Source organism: Pseudomonas sp. NPDC089547 (assembly GCF_050280665.1).
Lineage (GTDB): Bacteria > Pseudomonadota > Gammaproteobacteria > Pseudomonadales > Pseudomonadaceae > Aquipseudomonas.
The window spans coordinates 1-21,710 of record NZ_JBNNVS010000046.1 but is presented as its reverse complement, the minus strand read 5'-3'; the positions used below and the strand labels follow the sequence as shown (position 1 = coordinate 21,710).

The 21,710-nt window shown below is 61.1% G+C and carries 18 protein-coding genes, 4 tRNA genes and 1 pseudogene; 19 read left to right on the top strand and 4 right to left on the bottom strand.

Annotated features, from left to right (window positions below; all coding sequences use genetic code 11):
- Nucleotides 1–360: 360 nt before the first annotated feature.
- Nucleotides 361–690, top strand: a pseudogene (locus ACQKPZ_RS23325) (PAS domain-containing protein); the annotation flags it as partial.
- Between the two features lie 153 nt (nucleotides 691–843).
- Complete coding sequence (locus tag ACQKPZ_RS23320) at nucleotides 844–1,926, top strand: methyl-accepting chemotaxis protein (protein ID WP_427542761.1); 1,083 nt, start codon at nucleotides 844–846, stop codon at nucleotides 1,924–1,926.
- A 4-nt stretch (nucleotides 1,927–1,930) separates the two neighbouring features.
- Here ACQKPZ_RS23320 and ACQKPZ_RS23315 read toward each other — a convergent pair whose 3' ends face one another.
- On the bottom strand, nucleotides 1,931–3,679 hold the full coding sequence (locus tag ACQKPZ_RS23315; protein WP_427542711.1) for a sigma-54-dependent Fis family transcriptional regulator: 1,749 nt from the start codon (nucleotides 3,677–3,679) through the stop codon (nucleotides 1,931–1,933).
- A 223-nt stretch (nucleotides 3,680–3,902) separates the two neighbouring features.
- Here ACQKPZ_RS23315 and ACQKPZ_RS23310 point away from each other — a divergent pair, with 223 nt between their 5' ends.
- Genes ACQKPZ_RS23310 through ACQKPZ_RS23285 form a run of 6 tightly spaced genes read left to right on the top strand, consistent with a single transcriptional unit; the run spans nucleotide 3,903 to nucleotide 9,823 of the window.
- Entirely contained in the window at nucleotides 3,903–4,997 is a 1,095-nt protein-coding gene (locus ACQKPZ_RS23310; protein ID WP_427542708.1) for an ABC transporter ATP-binding protein, read from the top strand.
- Complete coding sequence (locus ACQKPZ_RS23305; protein WP_427542705.1) at nucleotides 4,997–6,094, top strand: ABC transporter ATP-binding protein; 1,098 nt, start codon at nucleotides 4,997–4,999, stop codon at nucleotides 6,092–6,094. The genes ACQKPZ_RS23310 and ACQKPZ_RS23305 overlap by 1 nt, the downstream gene beginning before the upstream one ends.
- On the top strand, nucleotides 6,091–6,954 hold the full coding sequence (locus ACQKPZ_RS23300) for a carbohydrate ABC transporter permease (protein ID WP_391132900.1): 864 nt from the start codon (nucleotides 6,091–6,093) through the stop codon (nucleotides 6,952–6,954). Before ACQKPZ_RS23305 ends, ACQKPZ_RS23300 begins: the two co-directional genes overlap by 4 nt.
- Nucleotides 6,955–6,957: 3 nt before the next feature.
- Nucleotides 6,958–7,758, top strand: coding sequence for a carbohydrate ABC transporter permease (locus tag ACQKPZ_RS23295; RefSeq protein WP_427542702.1), 801 nt, complete (start codon nucleotides 6,958–6,960; stop codon nucleotides 7,756–7,758).
- 13 nt (nucleotides 7,759–7,771) lie between these two features.
- Nucleotides 7,772–8,044, top strand: coding sequence for a DUF2160 domain-containing protein (locus ACQKPZ_RS23290; protein ID WP_427542699.1), 273 nt, complete (start codon nucleotides 7,772–7,774; stop codon nucleotides 8,042–8,044).
- A 39-nt stretch (nucleotides 8,045–8,083) separates the two neighbouring features.
- Nucleotides 8,084–9,823 (top strand): carbohydrate ABC transporter substrate-binding protein, encoded by a 1,740-nt coding sequence (locus ACQKPZ_RS23285; RefSeq protein ID WP_427542696.1) that lies wholly within the window; start codon nucleotides 8,084–8,086, stop codon nucleotides 9,821–9,823.
- A gap of 186 nt (nucleotides 9,824–10,009) precedes the next feature.
- Here the strand turns inward: ACQKPZ_RS23285 and folD are convergent, their stop codons facing one another.
- The gene (gene folD / locus ACQKPZ_RS23280; RefSeq protein ID WP_391132912.1) at nucleotides 10,010–10,864 is read right to left on the bottom strand and encodes a bifunctional methylenetetrahydrofolate dehydrogenase/methenyltetrahydrofolate cyclohydrolase FolD; all 855 of its coding nucleotides are present in this window, start codon (nucleotides 10,862–10,864) and stop codon (nucleotides 10,010–10,012) included.
- Nucleotides 10,865–11,134: 270 nt separating this feature from the next.
- Here folD and ACQKPZ_RS23275 point away from each other — a divergent pair.
- From ACQKPZ_RS23275 to ACQKPZ_RS23260, 4 genes are all read left to right on the top strand, one after another.
- A tRNA-Arg gene (locus ACQKPZ_RS23275) sits at nucleotides 11,135–11,211 on the top strand.
- A gap of 41 nt (nucleotides 11,212–11,252) precedes the next feature.
- Nucleotides 11,253–11,328 (top strand) — tRNA-His (locus ACQKPZ_RS23270).
- 52 nt (nucleotides 11,329–11,380) lie between these two features.
- Nucleotides 11,381–11,465: transfer RNA gene (locus ACQKPZ_RS23265), tRNA-Leu, on the top strand.
- Nucleotides 11,466–11,509: 44 nt separating this feature from the next.
- Nucleotides 11,510–11,585, top strand: a tRNA-His gene (locus ACQKPZ_RS23260).
- 75 nt (nucleotides 11,586–11,660) lie between these two features.
- Here the strand turns inward: ACQKPZ_RS23260 and ACQKPZ_RS23255 are convergent.
- Together ACQKPZ_RS23255 and ACQKPZ_RS23250 are read right to left on the bottom strand one after the other, a co-directional pair.
- Nucleotides 11,661–11,963: an XRE family transcriptional regulator gene (locus tag ACQKPZ_RS23255; protein ID WP_427542693.1), complete on the bottom strand. Its 303-nt coding sequence runs from the start codon at nucleotides 11,961–11,963 to the stop codon at nucleotides 11,661–11,663.
- A complete protein-coding gene (locus tag ACQKPZ_RS23250; RefSeq protein WP_427542690.1) occupies nucleotides 11,960–12,316 on the bottom strand; it encodes a type II toxin-antitoxin system RelE/ParE family toxin in 357 nt (118 codons plus the stop codon). The genes ACQKPZ_RS23255 and ACQKPZ_RS23250 overlap by 4 nt, the downstream gene beginning before the upstream one ends.
- 206 nt (nucleotides 12,317–12,522) lie before the next feature.
- Here ACQKPZ_RS23250 and ACQKPZ_RS23245 point away from each other — a divergent pair, with 206 nt between their 5' ends.
- The 7 genes from ACQKPZ_RS23245 (at nucleotide 12,523) to ACQKPZ_RS23215 (ending at nucleotide 21,546) form a co-directional block, all read left to right on the top strand.
- A complete protein-coding gene (locus tag ACQKPZ_RS23245; RefSeq protein ID WP_427542687.1) occupies nucleotides 12,523–12,822 on the top strand; it encodes a DUF6388 family protein in 300 nt (99 codons plus the stop codon).
- Between the two features lie 246 nt (nucleotides 12,823–13,068).
- Nucleotides 13,069–14,382 (top strand): trigger factor, encoded by a 1,314-nt coding sequence (gene tig, locus ACQKPZ_RS23240; RefSeq protein ID WP_427542684.1) that lies wholly within the window; start codon nucleotides 13,069–13,071, stop codon nucleotides 14,380–14,382.
- A gap of 91 nt (nucleotides 14,383–14,473) precedes the next feature.
- Nucleotides 14,474–15,115, top strand: coding sequence for an ATP-dependent Clp endopeptidase proteolytic subunit ClpP (gene clpP / locus ACQKPZ_RS23235; protein WP_012271562.1), 642 nt, complete (start codon nucleotides 14,474–14,476; stop codon nucleotides 15,113–15,115).
- Nucleotides 15,116–15,223: 108 nt separating this feature from the next.
- Nucleotides 15,224–16,507, top strand: a complete 1,284-nt coding sequence (gene clpX / locus ACQKPZ_RS23230; RefSeq protein ID WP_391132928.1) for an ATP-dependent Clp protease ATP-binding subunit ClpX — start codon at nucleotides 15,224–15,226, stop codon at nucleotides 16,505–16,507.
- A 164-nt stretch (nucleotides 16,508–16,671) separates the two neighbouring features.
- On the top strand, nucleotides 16,672–19,068 hold the full coding sequence (gene lon / locus ACQKPZ_RS23225; RefSeq protein WP_403203401.1) for an endopeptidase La: 2,397 nt from the start codon (nucleotides 16,672–16,674) through the stop codon (nucleotides 19,066–19,068).
- A gap of 152 nt (nucleotides 19,069–19,220) precedes the next feature.
- On the top strand, nucleotides 19,221–19,493 hold the full coding sequence (hupB, locus tag ACQKPZ_RS23220; RefSeq protein ID WP_003250246.1) for a nucleoid-associated protein HU-beta: 273 nt from the start codon (nucleotides 19,221–19,223) through the stop codon (nucleotides 19,491–19,493).
- 181 nt (nucleotides 19,494–19,674) lie between these two features.
- On the top strand, nucleotides 19,675–21,546 hold the full coding sequence (locus ACQKPZ_RS23215; RefSeq protein ID WP_427542681.1) for a SurA N-terminal domain-containing protein: 1,872 nt from the start codon (nucleotides 19,675–19,677) through the stop codon (nucleotides 21,544–21,546).
- The last annotated feature ends 164 nt before the right edge of the window (nucleotides 21,547–21,710 follow it).

The window sequence follows — 21,710 nt, the reverse complement described above, 5'->3', positions numbered from 1 at the left end:
GGCCATAAAAGCGCGAAAAAACCTGGATTGCAAGGGTTTTTGGCCTTACCGGTCTGACCAGTTATGGGGCAATCCGGCCTGCCAGGCTCTAGTTCGGTGCGTGCCTTGAAAGGGGCTCGTATGAATCTTTGCAGGGCGTGGCCAGTGCCTTGAACACCTCTGCAATCCGCTTGCCAAGCGCGATGGCGACCGTGAAATCCTGGATAACGGCATGATTAGTAAGGTTTATTTGCTTTATGCAGTGGGATTCGTAGAATCCGCGCCTGACTGGGCGGTCACAAAAGGGCATTTTGGGGGGGGAGTTCTTCCCGGAAGCGTTTGGCAGCACACGCCCGGCACCCCAATGAATGGAGCCTCATCGTGCGTCTCAACCTTCCGGTCACCCCGGTCGAGCAGCGTTTCCCCTCTGATCAGCGGCTGATTTCAGCGACTGATACCGCCAGCCTGATCACGTATTGCAACCCCGAATTTGCTGCCATCAGCGGCTACAGCGAGGCTGAACTGATCGGCAGCCCGCACAACCTGGTGCGCCACCCGGACATGCCGCCAGCGGTGTACGCGCTGATGTGGCGCTACCTGAAGGCCGGCAAAAGCTGGATGGGCATCGTCAAGAACCGCTGCCGTAACGGCGATTATTACTGGGTCAACGCCTACGTCACCCCCATCCTCGAAGGCGGGCGGGTGGTCGGCTACGAGTCGGTTCGGGTGTGCCCCACCCGCGAGCAGGTGGCACGCGCCGAGGCGCTTTATGCTCGGCTGCGCGATGGGCAGGCCGCAGTCTCCTGGCCACACCGGCTGACGTTGCTGGCGCAAGCCTTGGCCCTGCCATTGGCCGGTGGGCTGATGGCGCTGGGCGCCAACCAGCTGTGGCCTGGCCTGCTGGGGCAGGGGCTGACCGTTGGGCTGTTCCTGGCCTATGGCCTGTGGGGGCGCAACGCCTTCGGGCGCCAGATGCAGAAGGTGATCGAGGGTGCTGGCGATGCCTTCGCCGACCCGGTCGCAGCCTTGACCTACAGCGACCTGCCGGGCCATGCAGGGCAACTGCAACTGATGCTGATCAGCGAAGAGGCACGGCTGAAAACCGCATTGACGCGGTTGAGCGACCTGGCCGCGCAAATGGCCGAAGCTGCCCACGATGCCGGGCAGTTGTCGCGCAGCACCGAGGCGGCATTGCTGGATCAGCGTGCAGAAACCGACCTGAGTGCCACGGCGATGAACCAGATGGCGGCCTCCATCGGGGAAGTGGCCAACCATGTACAGTTGACCGCCGCCGAGGCCCACACCGCGCACCAGTTGGCCGAGCAGGGCAGCCAGGTGGCCGATGCCAGTGGCGCGGCCATTCGCACCTTGGCCGGCACCGTTACACAGATCAACCAGGCGGTCAGCCACCTGGCCGGTCAGACCGGTGCCATCGCCGATGCTGCAGGGATGATCCGTGGTATTGCCGAGCAGACCAACCTGCTGGCCCTCAACGCCGCCATCGAGGCGGCGCGTGCGGGTGAACAGGGCCGTGGCTTTGCCGTGGTCGCCGATGAGGTGCGGGCACTGGCCGACAAGACCCGCCAGTCCACCCTGCATATCCAGGCGATCATCGACACACTGCGCAGTGGCGCCGAACAAGCCGTGGCCATTGCCAGCCAAGGCATTACGGGGGCCGAGCAAGGCGTTGCCCAGGTGCAGCAAGCGCGCCAGGCGCTGCATGGCATTCGTGACGCGGTGCAGCGCATCAGCGACATGAGCCAGCAGATGGCCGCCGCTTCGCAGCAGCAGTCGGCCGTGGCTGATGATGTGTCGCGGCAGATCAATGGCGTGGCCGGCATCGCCCAGCACAGTGCCAACAGCGCCAACGCCGCTGCTTCGCGGGGTGCCGAACTGGAACAGGTGTGTGCCGGATTACGCGCCCTGGTGGAACGCTTCAACCGCTAAGGCATCATCGCTCGCGCAATCGCTTGTACAGCGTGGTCCGGCTGATCCCCAGCTGGCGTGCCACCGCTGACAGGTTGCCATTGGCCTGCGCCACCCGCGTCTGCAAGTCCATATCTTCAGTCGCTGGCGGCAGCGGTATCGACGCCTCGGCGAGAAAACCTGCTGGCAAGTGCTCGATACCCACTGCCCCATCGCCCGCCAGGGCCAGCGCCACCTGCAACACGCTCACCAGTTCCCGCAGGTTGCCTGGCCAGGGGTGTTGATCGAGCAGCTCGATAATGCCCGATGGCAGCCGCGCAGGCTGCCCGGGTTCGCGGTAGCGGGCATGCACCTGTTCGATCAACTGTCGCCGGTCTGCCCGCTCGCGCAGTGGCGGGAGCATCACTGCCAGCCCTGCTATGCGGTAATACAGGTCCTGACGAAAGCGCCCGGCACGCACTTCTTCAGCCAGGTCGCGGTTGCTTGCCGACACCACGCGAATGTCCACCGCCACCGGTTCGCCGCTGCCCAGTGGCTGGATGCTGCGCGACTGTAGCACGCGCAACAGGCGGGCCTGGGTAGGCAGGGGCATGTCGCCAATTTCATCCAGAAACAGGATGCCGTGGTCGGCCTTGCGGATCAGCCCCGGGTTGCCCTTGTGGTGCGCGCCCGTGAACGCGCCTTTGTCATACCCGAACAGCTCCGACTCCACCAGTTCGGCCGGGATCGCCGCGCAATTGACGGCGATCAGCGGCTGGCCGGCGCGGCTGCTGGCGCGGTGCAGGGTTTCTACGAACACTTCCTTGCCCACACCCGTTTCACCCTGCACCAGCACCGGAATGTCCTTTTCCAGCAGCAGGCCGGCCTGTACCCGCGCTTTTTCCAGGCGCGCATCGACATGACCGGCTTCGGCCTGGCGGGTAGCTTTGCGCGGGGGCTGCCACTGGCAATGAAAGCGGTTGCGCCCGGTGGCCTGAAGGGCGAAGGGCTGTTGTCGGGGGTGGCTGAGCAGTTGCTGCAGGGGCACCTGGAACAACTGCTCGATGTTCTGCCGCAGCGGGTTACCGCCGAGCAGGCTGTCGGCCCGGTGGTTGGCGGCCAGCACCTGCCCGTGCCCATCGAACACCAGCAGGCCGGCCCAAGGGCTGTCGAGGTTGTCGGAGGCACTGTTGAAGATCAGTTGCGCATGCTGGTCGGCGTGTTCGGCAAGGATCAGGCGGTTTTCCAGGCTCTGGCTCATCATGCGCACCAGGCCCAGTGTCTGGCTGGCGGGCAGGTAGCCGTCGCTGGCCACGTCGAGCACCCCGACCAGTTGCCTCGTAGCGTCGAACAGGGGGGCGGCGGCGCTGGACATGTAGCGGTTCTGGCGCAGGAAGTGTTCGTCCTGGCCAACGTGAATCGCCTCGGCGCAGACCAGCGTGGTGCCCAGGGCATTGGTGCCGACGCCACGCTCGTGCCAATGGGCGCCGGCGCTGAAACCATGCTGCTGGCGCGGCTCGATGAAACGCCGCGAGCCCCAGCTGTCTAGCAGGCAGCCGCTGGCATCGGCCAGCATCACCAGGTAGCTGGCGTTGCCCAGCAGGTGCGCGTATTGCGGCAGCACTTCCTCACGGGTCAGGCACAGCAGGGCCTGGCGCTGTTCCAGCAGGGCGCTGAGTTCGGCGCGGGTCAGGCAGTCGAAATCCGGTGCATGCTGTGGCTGCAGGCCGTGATCGCGGCAGCGGGCCCAGGAGGCCTGGATCAGTTGGGCATGGGGCGAAGCGGATGCAGCCATGGGCCTGTCCTGTGTGGTTGTTGTTATGGGCGGACCGCTGTTCAGTGTTGTTCACCGGTGTTCATTGTCAAACTGGCGTGTGTTCAGTTGTTCAGTGATTGTGTTCACTTGCGAACCGGCGATTTGCCCGGGCTACCGCCCAGGCCCCGTGCCAGAGCGTCGAGGGGCAACTGGCACGGAACTGGCTGTGGCTGGCGGACAACAACGACAAGAAGGCCATGCCATGTCCCTGGTGCTGGAGCAGGTCAGCCGCAGCGTCGACAACCAGCCGTGGATCGTTGATGCATCACTGCGTTTCGAGCCCGGTTCGTTCAACGTGCTGCTGGGCCGCACCCTGGCCGGCAAGACCAGCCTGATGCGCCTGATGGCCGGGCTCGACCGCCCGGACCGGGGCCGTGTGCTGATGGATGGTCAGGATGTGACGGGTGTGCCGGTGCGCCAGCGCAATGTGTCGATGGTGTATCAGCAGTTCATCAATTACCCGACCTTGAGCGTGTACGAAAACATCGCCTCGCCGTTGCGCCAGGCGCGCATGGCCGAGGCGGAAATCCGCCGGCGTGTGCAGGAAACCGCCGAAATGCTGCGCATCGAACCCTACTTGCAGCGCCTGCCGCTGGAGCTGTCCGGTGGCCAGCAGCAACGCACGGCGATGGCCCGGGCGTTGGTCAAGGATGCCTCGCTGATCCTCTTCGACGAGCCCTTGGTCAACCTCGACTACAAGTTGCGTGAGGGCCTGCGCCAGGAGCTGCGCGAGCTGTTCGCGGCGCGCCATTGCATTGCCGTGTACGCCACCACCGAACCCAACGAAGCACTGGCGCTGGGTGGCACCACCACCCTTGTGCATGAGGGCCGTATCGTGCAGAGCGGGCCCACCGCCGAGGTGTATCAGCGCCCCGGCAGTGTGCTGGCTGCCGAGCTGTTTTCCGAGCCGCCGATCAACCTGGTGCCTGGCCGTATCAGTGGCAATGAAGTGAGCCTGGCCCAGGCCGTGCACTTTGCCCGCAATGCCGACTTGCAGGCGCTTGCCGAAGGCGACTACCGCTTTGGTGTGCGCCCCAGCCATATCACGCTGGTACCGGCCCACGACGATGACCTGGAGCTGTCGGTGCTGGTGGAGCTTGCCGAGATCAGTGGTTCAGAGACTTTCCTGCATGTGCGCAATGAGCATTGGCGCGTGATCCTTCACCTGCCGGGGGTGCACGAATACCAGGTGGACACGCCGATTCGCGTGTTCATCCCCACACACAAGCTGTTCGTCTTCGACAGCAACGGGGCGTTGGTGCAGGCCCCGGGGCTGCGCCAGGCAAGGAGAGGGTGATGGCCGAGATCCGCCTGCGCCAACTGGCGCACAGCTACAGCCGCCAGCCTGCCAGCGAGGCGGACTATGCCCTGCACGCGCTGGAGCATGTATGGGAGCAGGGCGGTGCCTACGCGCTGCTTGGGCCATCCGGCTGCGGCAAGTCGACCTTGCTCAACATCATTTCCGGGCTGCTGACACCGTCCCATGGCGAAGTGCTGTTCGACGGCAAGCCGGTTAACCAGCTGTCGCCGCAAGCACGCAACATAGCCCAGGTGTTCCAGTTCCCGGTGGTGTACGACACCATGACGGTGTTCGACAACCTGGCCTTCCCGCTGCGTAACCAGGGGCTGGATGAAGCCCGGGTGCGTGCCCGGGTGGAGGAAATTGCCGAAGTGCTCGACCTGGCCGGGGTGTTGCGCAAGAAGGCACGTAACCTCAGTGCCGACGAAAAACAGAAAGTCTCCATGGGCCGCGGCCTGGTGCGTGATGACGTGTCTGCGATCCTGTTCGACGAACCGCTGACGGTGATCGACCCGCACCTGAAGTGGAAGCTGCGGCGCAAGCTGAAGCAGATCCACGAGCAGTTCAACATCACCATGATCTACGTCACCCACGACCAGCTTGAGGCGTCGACCTTCGCCGACAAGATCGCGGTGATGCATGGCGGGCGCATCGTCCAGTTCGGTACCCCGCGCGAGCTGTTCGAGCGGCCGCGGCATACCTTTGTCGGCTATTTCATCGGCAGCCCTGGGATGAACCTGATCGAGGTGCATGCCGAGGCGGGCGGGGTGGTGTTTGGCGATGTCCACCTGACGCTGCCCGACGGCCTGCGTGAACGCCTTGCGGCGACGGCGGGCGGGCGCTTGCAAGTGGGTATCCGGCCAGAGTTCGTACAGCTGTGGGACAGCCCGTTCGATGGCGCCATCCCGGCTCGGGTGCTGGATGTCGAGGACCTGGGCACCTACCGCATCGTCACTGTCGAACTGGGCGGTGTCGCGCTGAAGGCGCGCCTGGGCGAGGACCGCCCGTTGCCTGTGAATCGGGCCTGGGTCAACCTGCCGTCGCAATGGCTGATGCTGTACGTCGACGATGTGCTGCTGGAGGCTGACCGATGAACAAGGTGCAGAACAACAAGGCCTGGTGGCTGGTGCTGCCGGTGTTCCTGCTGGTGGCGTTCAGTGCGGTGGTGCCGATGATGACCGTGGTCAACTACTCGGTGCAGGATATTTTCGACCAGTCCAACCGCTACTTCGTCGGCGCCGACTGGTACCGCCAGGTGCTGCGCGACCCGGCGTTGCATGACGCGTTGCTGCGCCAGTTCATCTACTCTGCCTGCGTCTTGCTGATCGAGATCCCGCTGGGCATCGCCATTGCCCTGACCATGCCAACCAAGGGGCGCATGGCCTCGGTATGCCTGATCGTCATGGCCATCCCGCTGCTGATCCCGTGGAACGTGGTGGGCACTATCTGGCAGATATTCGGCCGCGCCGACATCGGCCTGCTTGGCGCTACCCTGGCCAAGCTTGGGGTTGGCTACAACTACGCCGGCGACCCGTTCGATGCGTGGCTTACCGTGCTGGTGATGGACGTATGGCACTGGACCTCGCTGGTGGCGCTGCTGTGCTATTCGGGCCTGCGCGCCATTCCCGACGTGTACTACCAGGCTGCGCGTATCGACCGCGCCTCGGGTTGGGCGGTGTTCCGCCATATCCAGCTGCCCAAGCTGAAGAACGTGCTGCTGATCGCGGTGATGCTGCGCTTCATGGACAGCTTCATGATCTACACCGAGCCCTTCGTGCTGACCGGTGGCGGGCCTGGCAACGCCACCACCTTCCTCAGCCAGACCCTGACGCGCATGGCGGTGGGGCAGTTCGACCTGGGCCCGGCGGCGGCGTTCTCACTGGTGTATTTCCTGATCATCCTGCTGGTGTCGTGGCTGTTCTACACAGCCATGACCCATGCCGACAAGGACTAGCCCATGAGCACGCGCAAAACACTGGCCTTGCTAGTGTATTTCTTCTTCCTGCTGGTACCGATCTACTGGTTGCTGAACATGTCGTTCAAGAGCAACACCGAGATCCTCGGCGGGCTGACCCTGTGGCCACAGGCGTTCACCCTTGAAAACTACCGGGTGATTTTCACCGATGCCAGCTGGTACAGCGGTTACATCAACTCGCTGTACTACGTGTGCCTGAACACGCTGATTTCGCTACTGGTGGCGTTGCCAGCGGCCTATGCCTTCTCGCGCTACCGCTTCCTCGGCGACCGGCACCTGTTCTTCTGGCTGCTGACCAACCGTATGGCGCCCCCGGCGGTGTTCCTGCTGCCGTTCTTCCAGCTGTACTCGTCGATCGGCCTGTTCGATACCCATATTGCCGTGGCTTTGGCCCACTGCCTGTTCAACGTGCCCTTGGCGGTGTGGATCCTGGAAGGGTTCATGTCGGGCGTGCCGAAGGAGATCGACGAAACGGCCTACATCGACGGCTACAGCTTCCCGCGCTTCTTCGTGAAAATCTTCATCCCGCTGATTGGCTCCGGCATCGGCGTCACGGCATTTTTCTGCTTCATGTTTTCCTGGGTTGAACTGCTGCTGGCGCGCACCCTGACCTCGGTGAATGCCAAACCGATTGCCGCCGTGATGACCCGTACCGTGTCGGCATCCGGCATCGACTGGGGGGTGCTGGCGGCGGCAGGGGTGCTGACCATCTTGCCGGGCATGCTGGTGATCTGGTTTGTCCGCAACCATGTGGCCAAGGGCTTTGCCCTGGGCCGGGTGTAAGGAGGGCAACGCTATGGAGTGGATGGCCTGGACCTTGCCGACGGCGCTTTTTTTCGCCGCGATTGGCGTGCTGTTGCTGGGCATGACCCTGCTCGAACTGCGCCGCCCCTGTGTAGAGCGGCGGGGCTTCCTGCCGCTGGTCACCAGCCGTGGCGATCGTTTGTTCATCGGCCTGCTGGCCAGCGCCTACCTGCACCTGCTGGTGGTCGGCGTCAGCGACTGGCCATTGTGGGCGGCCTCGCTGCTGTCGCTGGCGTGGCTGCTGGTGGTGCTGCGCTGGGGCTGAGCGAGCGGCCCTGTGGAATAACCGAAACGGGAGATCACAATGTTCGACAACAAGCACAACAGGCGACATTTGACCCTGGCCGCCTTGCTGGTACTGGCTAGCGTGCACGGTCCGGCCTGGGCCGACCAGTACGAAGACGCGGCCAGGAAATGGCTCGGCAGCGAGTTCAAGCCGTCGACCCTTACTCCGGAGCAGCAACTGGCCGAGTTGAAGTGGTTCATCAAGGCGGCCGAGCCATTTCGTGGCATGAAGATCAACGTGGTATCGGAAACCATCACCACCCATGAATACGAGTCCAAGGTACTGGCCAAGGCCTTCAGCGAAATTACCGGCATCCAGCTGACCCACGACCTGTTGCAGGAAGGTGACGTGGTGGAAAAACTGCAGACGCAGATGCAGTCGGACAAGAACATCTACGACGGTTGGGTCAACGACTCCGACCTGATCGGTACGCACTTTCGCTACGGCAAGGTGGAATCGATTACCGACCTGATGGCCAACGAAGGCAAGGACTACACTTCGCCGACCCTCGACCTGAAGGACTTTATCGGCATTTCCTTCACCACTGCGCCTGATGGCAAGGTCTACCAACTGCCCGACCAGCAGTTCGCCAACCTGTACTGGTTCCGCGCCGACTGGTTCGAACGGCCAGAGCTCAAGGCCAGGTTCAAGGAGAAGTATGGTTACGAACTGGGTGTGCCGGTTAACTGGTCGGCCTATGAAGACATTGCCAAGTTCTTCACCGAAGAAGTCAAGGAAATAGATGGCAAGCGCGTTTATGGCCACATGGACTACGGCAAGAAGGACCCTTCGCTGGGCTGGCGTTTCACCGACGCCTGGTTCTCCATGGCCGGCGGCGGCGACAAGGGGTTGCCAAACGGCTTGCCAGTGGATGAGTGGGGCATTCGCGTGGAGGACTGCCACCCGGTAGGCTCCAGCGTGACCCGCGGCGGCGACACCAATGGCCCGGCTGCGGTGTATGCCACGCAGAAGTACGTGGACTGGATGCGCGCCTATGCGCCCAAGGAAGCCCAAGGCATGACCTTCTCCGAGGCGGGCCCGGTGCCAGCACAGGGCAACATTGCCCAGCAGATTTTCTGGTACACCGCGTTTACCGCCGACATGACCAAGCCGGGGTTGCCGGTAGTGAATGCCGACGGCACGCCGAAATGGCGCATGGCACCCTCGCCGAAGGGGCCGTACTGGGAGGAGGGGATGAAGCTGGGTTACCAGGACACGGGCTCATGGACCTTCTTCAAATCCACCCCCGAGAAGCAACGTTTGGCGGCGTGGCTGTATGCCCAGTTCGTCACCTCCAAGACGGTGTCGCTGAAAAAGACCATCGTCGGCCTGACGCCGATTCGTGAGTCGGACATCAACTCCCAGGCCATGACCGACCTGGCGCCCAAGTTGGGTGGGCTGGTGGAGTTCTACCGCAGTCCGGCACGGGTGCAGTGGACGCCAACCGGCACCAATGTGCCGGACTATCCGCGGTTGGCGCAGCTGTGGTGGAGCCACATTGCCGAAGTGGCCAGTGGCGAGAAGACCCCGCAGGAGGCCCTGGATGGCCTGGCGCGGGACCAGGACCGCATGATGGAACGTTTGCAGCGGTCCAACGCCCAGGCCACCTGTGCACCCAAGCTCAACCCGGAGAAGGATGCCCAGTACTGGTTCGACCAGCCCGGTGCACCCAAGCCCAAGCTGGCCAACGAAAAGCCCAAAGGCGAGACGGTCAGCTACAACGAACTGCTGAAGTCGTGGGAGGCGGCCAGGAAGTGATCGGCTGAGCACCGCGCTGGCTTCTTCGCGGGTAAACCCGCTCCCACAGGGATATCACTGGACCTGAGAACAGTGGAGTACCTGTGGGAGCGGGCAAGCCCGCGAAGAGGCCAGCAAGGCCAATGCATGAATCACAGGCAAAAAAAACGGCACCTGCCAGAGGTGCCGTTTTTTCATCACACGCGATTACTTATGCAGCTCTTCCGCCGCATACAGCGTGTTTTCCAGCAGGCAAGCGCGGGTCATCGGCCCAACGCCACCTGGCACCGGGGTGATCCAGCCGGCACGTGGCAGGGCGGTCTCGTAGACCACGTCACCGACCAGCTTGCCGTCTTCCTGGCGGTTGATACCCACGTCGATGACGATGGCACCTTCCTTGACCCACTCACCCTTGACCAGGCCCGGCTTGCCGGCAGCCACGACCACCAGGTCGGCACGCCCGACATGGCCGGCCAGGTCCTTGGTGAAGCGGTGGCAAACGGTAACGGTGCAACCGGCCAGCAACAGTTCCATGGCCATCGGGCGACCCACGATGTTGGACGCGCCAACGATGACTGCATTCATGCCGTACAGGTCCTGACCGGTGCTTTCCAGCAGGGTCATGATGCCTTTTGGCGTGCACGGGCGCAGCAGCGGGATACGCTGGGCCAGGCGGCCGATGTTGTAAGGGTGGAAACCGTCCACATCTTTATCCGGGCGAATGCGCTCAAGCAACGGCGATGCGTCCAGGTGAGCTGGCAGCGGCAGTTGCAGGAGGATGCCGTCGACAGCCGGGTCGTCATTGAGGCGGTCGACCAGCTCTGTCAGGGCCTGCTGCGTGGTTTCGCTGGGCAGGTCGAATGCCTGCGAAATGAAGCCGACCTCTTCGCAGTCCTTGCGCTTGTGCGAGACATAGACTTGGGAGGCGGGGTCGGTGCCGACCAGGATCACTGCCAGGCCCGGTGTACGCAGGCCTTGCTGGCGACGCTCCACGACACGTTGAGCGATCTGCTTGCGCAGGTTGGCGGCGATCGCCTTGCCATCGATTAGGTGTGCAGTCATAGACGCGTGATTAACCATCGAGAAGGAAACAATAAAGAGGGCGCATTCTCGCACGACACGGCCCATGGGCAAAGGCGGGTGGTCGGGCAAATCCCCTAACCCCTTAAATAATTTAAATTTTTTTTAAAAAGGTGTTGACGACTTACAGGGTCGACTATAAGATTCGCCGCACTTGTCGGGCACAGCCTAGCACTGGTTGGCTAAGTCGGGCAGAATGAGTGGTTTAGCAGTTCGCTGTTAAGGTCTCATTCGGTTAGGCTTCAAGCTTAAGCGCCCGTAGCTCAGCTGGATAGAGCATCCGCCTTCTAAGCGGATGGTCGCAGGTTCGAGTCCTGCCGGGTGCGCCATTAGGCAGCTTTGGCAAGCAAGTAGGCTGTAATGCAATATGGTGGGCGTAGCTCAGTTGGTAGAGCGCTGGATTGTGATTCCAGTTGTCGTGGGTTCGATTCCCATCGTCCACCCCATATTCTTCAAGGGCGCCTCGATAGCATCTGGCGCCTTTGTTTTAAGCGTTACGCGGACGTGGTGAAATTGGTAGACACACTGGATTTAGGTTCCAGCGGCGCAAGCTGTAAGAGTTCGAGTCTCTTCGTCCGCACCATGCTTCTGTAAGGTTGTACCGCAACATCGTAACACCGCAATATGGTGGGCGTAGCTCAGTTGGTAGAGCGCTGGATTGTGATTCCAGTTGTCGTGGGTTCGATTCCCATCGTCCACCCCATATTCTTGAAGAGGCGCCTTGATCGTGAGATCGGGCGCCTTTTTTGTTTTGGGGCTTGAGTAGTGGCTGGCTTACTCAGGTGAGGGCGGGGCCGTTCTCCGGTACCAGACGCACCTCTACACGTTGCCCGAGGGCTCGCGCTGCGCTGGCCAAGGTTGCCAGCGTCATGCCTGGGTCATTCTGGTCCAGTGCCCGGTCAACGGCAGTTCGGCTGGTGTGCATGCGCTCGGCCAGTACCTTCTTGCTGATTTTTTGCGCCTTCATGGTTTCGGCGATCTGCCAGGCGATCACGCGCTTGAGGGCGGCCGCAGATACCTCTTCGGCAAGCTGCTCGCCTGCCAGAAAGTCGTCGAAATCGGTGCCTATATGTGGGTTCATTGCGGGTGCCTCTCTATGGCGGCTTTGCGCTTTCTGGCGGTGGCCAGGTCTGGCGCGGGTGTTTTCTGGCTCTTCTTGATGAGGCCGTGAAGCAGGATCATGGTGTTTCCGTCCACGGTAAAAAGAACCCGGGCGATTCGGTTTGCCAGATTTATCCTGGCTTCCCACAAGGCATTTTCGAGCTTTCTGACAAGGGGCATGCCGAGTGGCCAGCCAATCTGAATTGTCTTGATCTCGGTGCCTACCAGGTATTTGTCTGAGCGCTGGAGGGATGCCAGCCATTCGCGTACGGGTTCGTTGCCAGCCTTGGTGCGATAGAAGTGTGCTTTCAGTGTCAGCTTGTTCCTGTCCATGGAAGTGTACCAAAAAAGGTACTCCATTCAAGCTGGGAGCGCGTCCCCATGCCATGGGGCGTCTCCGGCGATGCCGTAAGGCAATTCGCCGGGCGGTAAATCAATGCGACTTGCCCCTTGTAATCCTCTAGTGACACCCCAATAAAAGCTGTTAGATTTCAGCCGGTTGAAACATCGGCCCATTTGGCCGGTAGAGGAACAGCCCGATGATCGCAAAAGAATCCCGTCAGGCCCTTGCGCTACAGCGCTTTGCCGAAGCCAATCCGCAGCTGCTTGAGGAAATCCGCGAGCTGGATGCGCGCGAGCAAGCCCAGCAGATCGAGTGGGCGTTCGAGGATGCAGCCGACGAGCAGGGTATTCAGCCCTGGGAGCTGGCGCTGCAGTTGATCGCCGAAACTCCGGAGCAGCTGAAGGCCATGCGCCTGGAAACGCATCGTGAGGTGGCCGAGGCGCTGGGGCTGGAATGGGAAGAGTACTGCCAGTTCAACGAAATCGATCCTGAATAAAGGAAGCGAGGCCGTTGTTGGCGGTTGTTTGACAAGGTATTTCGGCTGCAGGGCGCCCAGGTGTCGTGCGGCCCTTATTGAAACAGGCTCGGCGGTATGCCGTGCGGGCCTTGAAAGTTAATCGACCGGCGTGGTTTCCCGTCGTCCCGTGTGGGGTGACTTCTGCTGCGCGACTCACTAGAATGCTTGCCCTTGATTCTGGAGTCGGGCTAACGCCGGCTAACGTCTGTGCAACGAGGAATATCCATGCAAGTTTCTGTTGAAAACACTTCCGCTCTCGAGCGCCGCATGACCATCGCCGTTCCGGCCGAGCGCGTCGAGAACGAAGTCAACAAGCGTCTGCAGCAGACTGCCAAGCGCGCCAAGATCGCGGGCTTCCGTCCTGGCAAAGTGCCGATGAACGTGATCCGTCAGCGCTTCGAAGCTGACGCTCGTCAAGAGGCTTTCGGTGACCTGGTCCAGGCTTCCTTCTACGAAGCCATCGTCGAGCAGAAACTGAACCCGGCTGGCGCTCCGTCCGTAGAGCCAAAATCCTTCGAAAAAGGCAAGGATCTGGAATTCGTCGCCGTCTTCGAAGTGTTCCCTGAGTTCACTGTTGCTGGCCTGGAGTCGATCAACGTCGAGCGCCTGAGCGCCGAAGTGGCTGACGCCGACCTGGACAACATGCTGGAAGTACTGCGCAAGCAGAACACCCGTTTCGAGGCCGTCGAGCGCGCCGCGCAGAACGACGACCAGGTCAACATCGATTTCGTCGGCAAGGTCGACGGTGAAGTGTTTGCCGGTGGTTCGGCCAAGGGCACCGCGCTGGTACTGGGCTCCGGCCGTATGATCCCAGGCTTCGAAGAAGGCCTGGTTGGCGCCAAGGCTGGCGAAGAGCGTGTTGTCAACGTGACCTTCCCAGAGGACTACCAGAACCTGGACCTGGCTGGTAAAGCCGCCGAGTTCACCATCACCGTCAACAGTGTTGCCGCCCCTGCGCTGCCAGAGCTGAACGAAGAGTTCTTCGCCCAGTTCGGCATCAAGGAATCGACCCTGGAAGGCTTCCGCACCGAAGTTCGCAAGAACATGGAGCGTGAACTGCGTCAGGCGATCAAGACCAAGGTGAAGAACCAGGTCATGGACGGTCTGCTGGCCGCCAACCCGATCGAAGTGCCAAAAGCCCTGCTGGAAAACGAAGTCAACCGTCTGCGCGTGCAGGCTGTTCAGCAGTTCGGTGGCAACATCAAGCCTGAGCAACTGCCAGTCGAGCTGTTCGAAGAGCAAGCCAAGCGCCGCGTAGTGCTGGGCCTGATCGTGGCCGAAGTGGTCAAGCAGTTCGAACTGAAGCCGGACGACGCCAAGGTTCGCGAGATGATCGAAGAAATGGCTTCGGCCTACCAGGAGCCTGAGCAGGTCATCGCCTGGTACTACAAGAACGACCAGCAACTGAACGAAGTGCGTTCGGTTGTGCTGGAAGAGCAAGTTGTAGATACTGTTCTGCAGAAAGCGACTGTGACCGACAAGTCGGTCTCGTACGAAGAAGCCGTAAAACCAGCTGAGGCTCCTGCCGCTGCTGAGTAACAGGCTACTCTCGTAGGAAACCCCCACAAGCCAGCCTTCGCGCTGGCTTGTGCGTATTCAAGCCATGACTATTTGGGAGTGAGCGCAGGACATGTCCCGCAATTCTTATATTCAGCAGAGCTCTGACATCCAGGCCGCAGGCGGTCTGGTCCCGATGGTTATCGAGCAGTCCGCCCGTGGCGAACGCGCCTATGACATCTACTCGCGCCTGTTGAAGGAGCGAGTGATCTTCCTGGTAGGTCCTGTAGAAGACTACATGGCCAACCTGGTGGTGGCGCAGATGCTGTTCCTTGAGGCGGAAAACCCGGACAAGGATATCCATCTTTACATCAACTCCCCTGGCGGTTCGGTGACTGCCGGCATGTCGATCTACGACACGATGCAGTTCATCAAGCCGGACGTCTCCACCATCTGCATCGGCCAGGCCTGCAGCATGGGTGCCTTCCTGTTGACTGCTGGTGCGAAAGGCAAGCGTCACTGCCTGCCCAACTCGCGGGTGATGATTCACCAGCCGCTGGGCGGCTTCCAGGGCCAGGCGACCGACATCCAGATCCACGCCCAGGAAATCCTCAGCATCAAGGCGCGTCTGAACGAGCTGCTGGCCTACCATACCGGCCAGGATCTCGAGACCATTCAGCGTGATACTGAGCGTGACAACTTCATGAGCGCCTCGCGCGCGGCCGAGTACGGCCTGATCGACTCGGTCTACGACAAGCGGCAACTGGCCTCCTGAACCGGGGTGCCAGAGCAGGCAGGCGCCCAAAGCGCCTACCTGCGGACTTGAAAAAGCCCGCAATTGCCTTCATCTTGTGTTGCAAGCCTACCGGATTGGATCGATCGAATGACTGACACCCGTAACGGCGAGGACAGCGGCAAATTGCTCTATTGCTCCTTCTGCGGCAAAAGCCAGCACGAAGTGCGCAAATTGATTGCCGGGCCCTCGGTATTTATCTGCGACGAGTGCGTCGACCTGTGCAATGACATCATCCGTGAGGAGGTGCAGGAAGCCCAGGCCGAGAGCAGCGCGCACAAATTGCCTTCGCCGAAAGAAATCAGCGGCATCCTTGACCAGTACGTCATTGGTCAGGAGCGCGCGAAAAAGGTGCTGGCCGTAGCGGTGTATAACCACTACAAGCGCCTGAACCAGCGTGACAAGAAGGGCGACGAAGTCGAACTGGGCAAGAGCAACATCCTGCTCATCGGGCCGACTGGCTCGGGCAAGACCCTGCTCGCCGAAACCCTTGCACGGCTGTTGAACGTACCGTTCACCATTGCTGACGCCACCACCCTGACCGAAGCCGGTTATGTGGGTGAGGACGTCGAGAACATCATTCAGAAGCTGTTGCAGAAGTGCGACTACGACGTGGAAAAGGCCCAGATGGGCATTGTCTACATCGACGAAATCGACAAGATTTCGCGCAAGTCGGACAACCCGTCCATCACCCGGGACGTTTCGGGCGAGGGCGTGCAGCAGGCACTGCTGAAGCTGATCGAAGGCACTGTGGCTTCGGTCCCGCCGCAAGGCGGCCGTAAACACCCGCAACAGGAATTCCTGCAGGTTGATACCCGCAATATCCTGTTCATTTGCGGTGGCGCCTTCTCGGGCCTGGAAAAGGTCATCCAGGGCCGTTCCACCAAGGGTGGCATCGGTTTTGGCGCCGAAGTACGCAGCAAGGAAGAGGGCAAGAAGGTTGGTGAGTCCCTGCGTGAGGTCGAGCCGGACGATCTGGTCAAGTTTGGCCTGATCCCGGAGTTTGTTGGCCGTCTGCCGGTGCTGGCTACCCTCGACGAGCTGGACGAGGCTGCTTTGATGCAGATCCTCACCGAGCCGAAGAACGCCCTGACCAAGCAGTATGCCAAGCTGTTCGAGATGGAAAGCGTCGACCTCGAGTTCCGCAGCGATGCGCTCAAGGCTGTCGCTCGCAAGGCTCTGGAGCGCAAAACCGGCGCCCGTGGCCTGCGTTCGATCCTCGAAGGCGTCCTGCTCGACACCATGTACGAAATTCCTTCGAAGAAGGATGTCAGCAAGGTGGTGATCGACGAGAGCGTCATCGATGGTAGCTCGCAGCCGCTGATGATCTACGAGAACAGCGAGCCACAAGCCAAGGCCGCGCCAGACGCCTGATTCAGGCAAAGGCCGGTTGATGGTTGCAAGCAAGGAAGGGGCCTACGGGCCCCTTTCTGCTTTTCCTGCGCTAGCGCTTGTAATTTCCCAAGCGTGCCCCCACATTAGGTCCAAGCATCATTTCCACCGGTTTCCGGCCATAAGGCCGCTGTAGAGGCGAAATCATGAAGACCACCCTCGACTTGCCTCTTTTGCCATTGCGCGATGTCGTTGTTTACCCGCACATGGTTATCCCGCTGTTCGTGGGGCGCGAAAAGTCCATCGAAGCCCTTGAGGCAGCGATGACGGGCGAAAAGCAGATCCTCCTGCTGGCCCAGAAGAATCCAGCCGACGACGACCCGGGTGAAGACGCCCTGTACCGCGTCGGTACCGTCGCCACCGTACTGCAATTGCTGAAACTGCCTGACGGCACCGTCAAAGTGCTGGTCGAGGGCGAGCAGCGCGGCGCCGTGGAGCGTTTTACCGAAGTAGAAGGGCACATCCGTGCCGAAGTCTCCCTGATCGACGAAACCGACGCTGCCGAGCGCGAGTCGGAAGTGTTCGTGCGCACGTTGCTCTCGCAATTCGAGCAGTACGTGCAGCTGGGCAAGAAAGTCCCTGCCGAAGTGCTGTCTTCGCTGAACAGCATCGAAGAGCCGGGGCGCCTGGTCGACACCATGGCCGCACACATGGCCCTGAAGATCGAGCAGAAGCAGGAAATTCTCGAAATTGTCGACCTGACCACGCGTGTCGAGCATGTGCTGGCGCTGCTGGATGCCGAAATCGATCTGTTGCAGGTCGAAAAGCGTATCCGCGGTCGGGTCAAGAAGCAGATGGAGCGTAGCCAGCGCGAGTACTACCTGAATGAGCAGATGAAGGCCATTCAGAAAGAACTCGGCGATGGCGATGAAGGCCACAACGAAGTCGAAGAGCTGAAAAAGCGCATCGAAGCCGCTGGCCTGCCCAAGGATGCCCTGACCAAGGCCCAGGCCGAGCTGAACAAGCTCAAGCAGATGTCGCCGATGTCGGCTGAGGCCACCGTGGTGCGTTCGTACCTCGACTGGCTCGTGCAGGTGCCGTGGAAGGCCCAGAGCAAGGTGCGCCTGGACCTGACCAAGGCCGAGGAAATTCTCGATGCCGACCACTATGGCCTGGAAGAGGTCAAGGAACGCATCCTTGAGTACCTTGCCGTGCAAAAGCGCGTCAAGAAAATCCGTGGTCCGGTGCTGTGCCTGGTTGGCCCGCCCGGCGTCGGCAAGACCTCGCTGGCCGAGTCTATCGCGGCTGCCACCAACCGCAAGTTCGTGCGCATGGCCCTGGGTGGCGTGCGTGACGAGGCCGAAATTCGTGGCCACCGCCGTACCTACATCGGCTCCATGCCAGGCCGCCTGATCCAGAAAATGACCAAGGTGGGCGTGCGCAACCCGCTGTTCTTGCTCGATGAAATCGACAAGATGGGCAGCGACATGCGCGGCGACCCGGCTTCGGCGCTGCTGGAAGTGCTCGACCCGGAGCAGAACCACAACTTCAACGACCACTACCTGGAGGTTGATTACGACCTCTCGGACGTGATGTTCCTGTGCACCTCGAACTCGATGAACATCCCGCCGGCGCTGCTTGACCGCATGGAAGTCATCCGCCTGCCGGGTTACACCGAGGACGAGAAGATCAACATCGCGGTCAAGTACCTGGTGCCCAAGCAGGTCAAGGCCAACGGCTTGAAAAAGGAAGAGCTGGAGGTCGACGTTTCGGCGATCCGCGACATCATCCGCTACTACACCCGCGAAGCCGGTGTGCGGGGCCTGGAGCGGCAAATCGCCAAGGTCTGCCGCAAGGTGGTCAAGGAACATACCGGGCAGAAACAGGTCAAGGTCAAGGTGGCCAGCGAGCAGCTGGAGCACCTGCTGGGCGTGCGCAAGTTCCGCTACGGCCTGGCCGAGCAGCAGGACCAGATCGGCCAGGTCACCGGCTTGGCATGGACCCAGGTGGGCGGCGAATTGCTGACCATCGAATCCGTGGTCATCCCCGGCAAAGGTCAGCTGATCAAGACAGGTTCGCTGGGTGATGTGATGGTCGAGTCCATCACTGCCGCGCAGACCGTGGTGCGTAGCCGCGCCCGCAGCCTGGGTATTGCCGCCGACTTCCATGAGAAGCACGACGTGCATATCCACATGCCGGAAGGCGCCACGCCGAAGGACGGCCCAAGCGCCGGTATCGGCATGTGCACCGCGCTGGTGTCGGCGCTGACGCAGATTCCGGTACGTGCCGACGTGGCCATGACCGGCGAAATCACCCTGCGTGGCCAAGTGCTGGCCATTGGCGGGCTGAAGGAAAAACTGCTGGCGGCACACCGTGGCGGGATCAAGACGGTGATCATTCCAGAGGAGAATGTTCGCGATCTGAAGGAGATTCCTGAAAATATCAAACAGGATCTGCAGATCAAACCGGTCAAATGGATTGACGAAGTCCTGCAAATTGCGCTGCAATACGCCCCGGAGCCCTTGCCAGATGTGGCTCCTGAGATTGTCGCGAAAGATGAAAAGCGCGACGGTGATGCTAAGGAAAGAATTAGCACACATTAGTAGTTTTAGGCTGGGGGGCTTTCCTTGACAGTTTTTTCGGGGCCTTGCTATAAAGCGGCACGCTATTGTCATCAGGCCACCCAGCGCACGTTTCATAAGCTTTTCATTACATACTTAGAAACAAACTCAATAGAGAAATAAGGGGACTTAGAGTGAACAAGTCGGAACTGATTGACGCTATCGCCGCATCTGCTGACATCCCGAAAGCTGTAGCCGGCCGTGCGCTGGACGCAGTCATCGAATCCGTCACCGGCGCCCTGAAGCAAGGTGACGATGTGGTACTGGTTGGCTTCGGTACCTTCTCGGTCAAGGAGCGCGCCGAGCGCACCGGCCGTAACCCGCAAACCGGCAAGGCGATCAAGATCGAAGCCGCCAAGGTTCCAGGTTTCAAGGCAGGCAAAGGCCTGAAAGACGCCGTCAACTAAGTCGTCTTTCAGCCGGACCCGGCCTGGCCTGGTCCGAGCACGGTGAAGGCGGGGCGCAAACGTTCCCGCCTGACACGTTTGCTAAGCAAAGGCGCATCCTCGGATGCGCCTTTCTTTTATCAGGTTTCTACCCACGCTCCGCGGTTGTCGACGCAGTGGTACAGCCGTTTCTGGGGGACGCATGCTGCAAAATATCAGGGACAATTCACAAGGTTGGATTGCCAAGACCATCATCGGCCTTATCGTCGTTTTGATGGCGTTGACCGGTTTCGAAGCCATTTTCCAGGCCGCCACCCATAGCCAGGACGCCGCCAAGGTGAACGGCCAGACCATCAGCCAGAACGAGCTGAGCCAGGCGGCCGACATGCAGCGCCGTCAGTTGATGCAACAGCTGGGCAAGGATTTCGACCCGGCGCTGCTGGATGACAAATTGCTGCGTGAAGAGGCGCTCAAGGGCCTGATCAGCCGCAAGCTGCTGTTGCAGGGCGCCGAAGATGCCAAGTTCGCCTTCTCCGAGGCCGCGCTGGATCAGGTGATCCTGCAGACGCCGGAATTCCAGGTGGACGGCAAGTTCAGTGCTGACCGTTTCGACCAGGTCATCCGCCAGATGGGCTACGGCCGCATGCAGTTCCGTGACATGCTCGCCGAAGAAATGCTCATCGGCCAGCTGCGCACCGGCCTGGCCGGTAGCAGCTTTGTCACCGACCAGCAGGTCGATGCCTTTGCCCGCCTGGAGAAGCAGACCCGTGACTTCGCCTCCCTGACCTTCAAGGCCGATCCGGCTGCGGTCAAGGTCAGCGACGAAGAGGTCAAGGCGCACTACGACCAGCACGCGAAGGAGTTCATGTCGCCTGACCAGGTGGTGATCGACTACATCGAGCTGAAGAAGTCGGCGTTCTTCGATCAGGTCAAAGTGACTGACGAAGAGCTCAAGGCCCAGTACGAGAAGGAAATCGCCAACCTCGCCGAGCAGCGCCACGCCGCGCACATCCTCATCGAGGTCAATGACAAGGCCACCGACGCACAGGCCAAGGCCCGTGCCGAAGAGATCGGGCAGCGTCTGGCCAAAGGTGAAGACTTTGCCGCGCTGGCCAAGGAGTTCTCCCAGGACCCGGGTTCCGCCAACAACGGTGGTGACCTTGGCTTCGCCGGCCCTGGTGTGTACGACCCGGCGTTCGAAGAGGCGCTGTACAAGCTGCAGGATGGCCAGGTATCGGCACCGGTGCGCACCGAGTTCGGCTACCACCTGATCAAGCTGTTGGGTGTGCAGGCACCGGAAGTTCCGAGCTTCGCCAGCCTGAAGGACAAGCTGACCCGCGACCTGAAGATTCCGCTGGTCGAGCAGCGTTACGTCGACGCCAGCAAGCAGCTGCAAGATGCTGCCTACGAGGCTTCCGACCTGGCCCAGCCGGCCCAGGACCTGAATCTCAAGGTGCATACCTCCGCAGCCTTCGGGCGCGAGGGTGGCGAAGGCATTACCGCCAACCGTTCGGTGGTGCAGGCAGCGTTCTCCGAAGAAGTGCTGGACGAGGGTGCCAACAGCACCGCCATCGAGCTCGATCCGGAAACCACCGTGGTACTGCGCGTCAAGGAGCACCGCAAGCCGGAGCAACTGCCGCTTGAGGCCGTGGCCAAGAACATCAGCGAGCAGCTGGCTAAAGAGAAGGCGACTGCCGAACTCAAGGCCAAGGCTGACAAGCTGATCGCCGGCCTGCGTGATGGTTCCATCGCAGCGGGCAGCGTGCATGAAGGCCAAGGCTGGAAGGCCTATGAAGCCGTGACCCGTGGCGAGGACGGTATCGACCCGGCCGAACTGCAGGCGCTGTTCCGCCTGGGCAAGCCGCAAGCCAAGGACAAACCGGTGTATGGCAGCGTAGTCCTGCGTGACGGTAGCCTGGTAGTGCTGCAGCTCAAAGGCGTCAACGAAGGCGCTACTGCCACCGACGAAGAGAAGCAGCAGATCCGCCGCTACCTCGCATCGCGTGCAGGCCAGCAGGACTTTGCGGCCTTCCGCAAGCAGCTGGAAGCCAATGCGGACATCACCCGTTACTAAGGTGATCGTTGCATGACAAACAGGCCGCCTCGTGCGGCCTGTTTCATTTTCTGTTGTCTGTGAGGGCCCCTTCGCGGGTAAACCCGCTTGTATGGTAGGACTTGAAGGGAGGAGGAGGGTCATAACTCGCTTCTGACTGTTCGCGCAGTACAGACCGTGGGAGA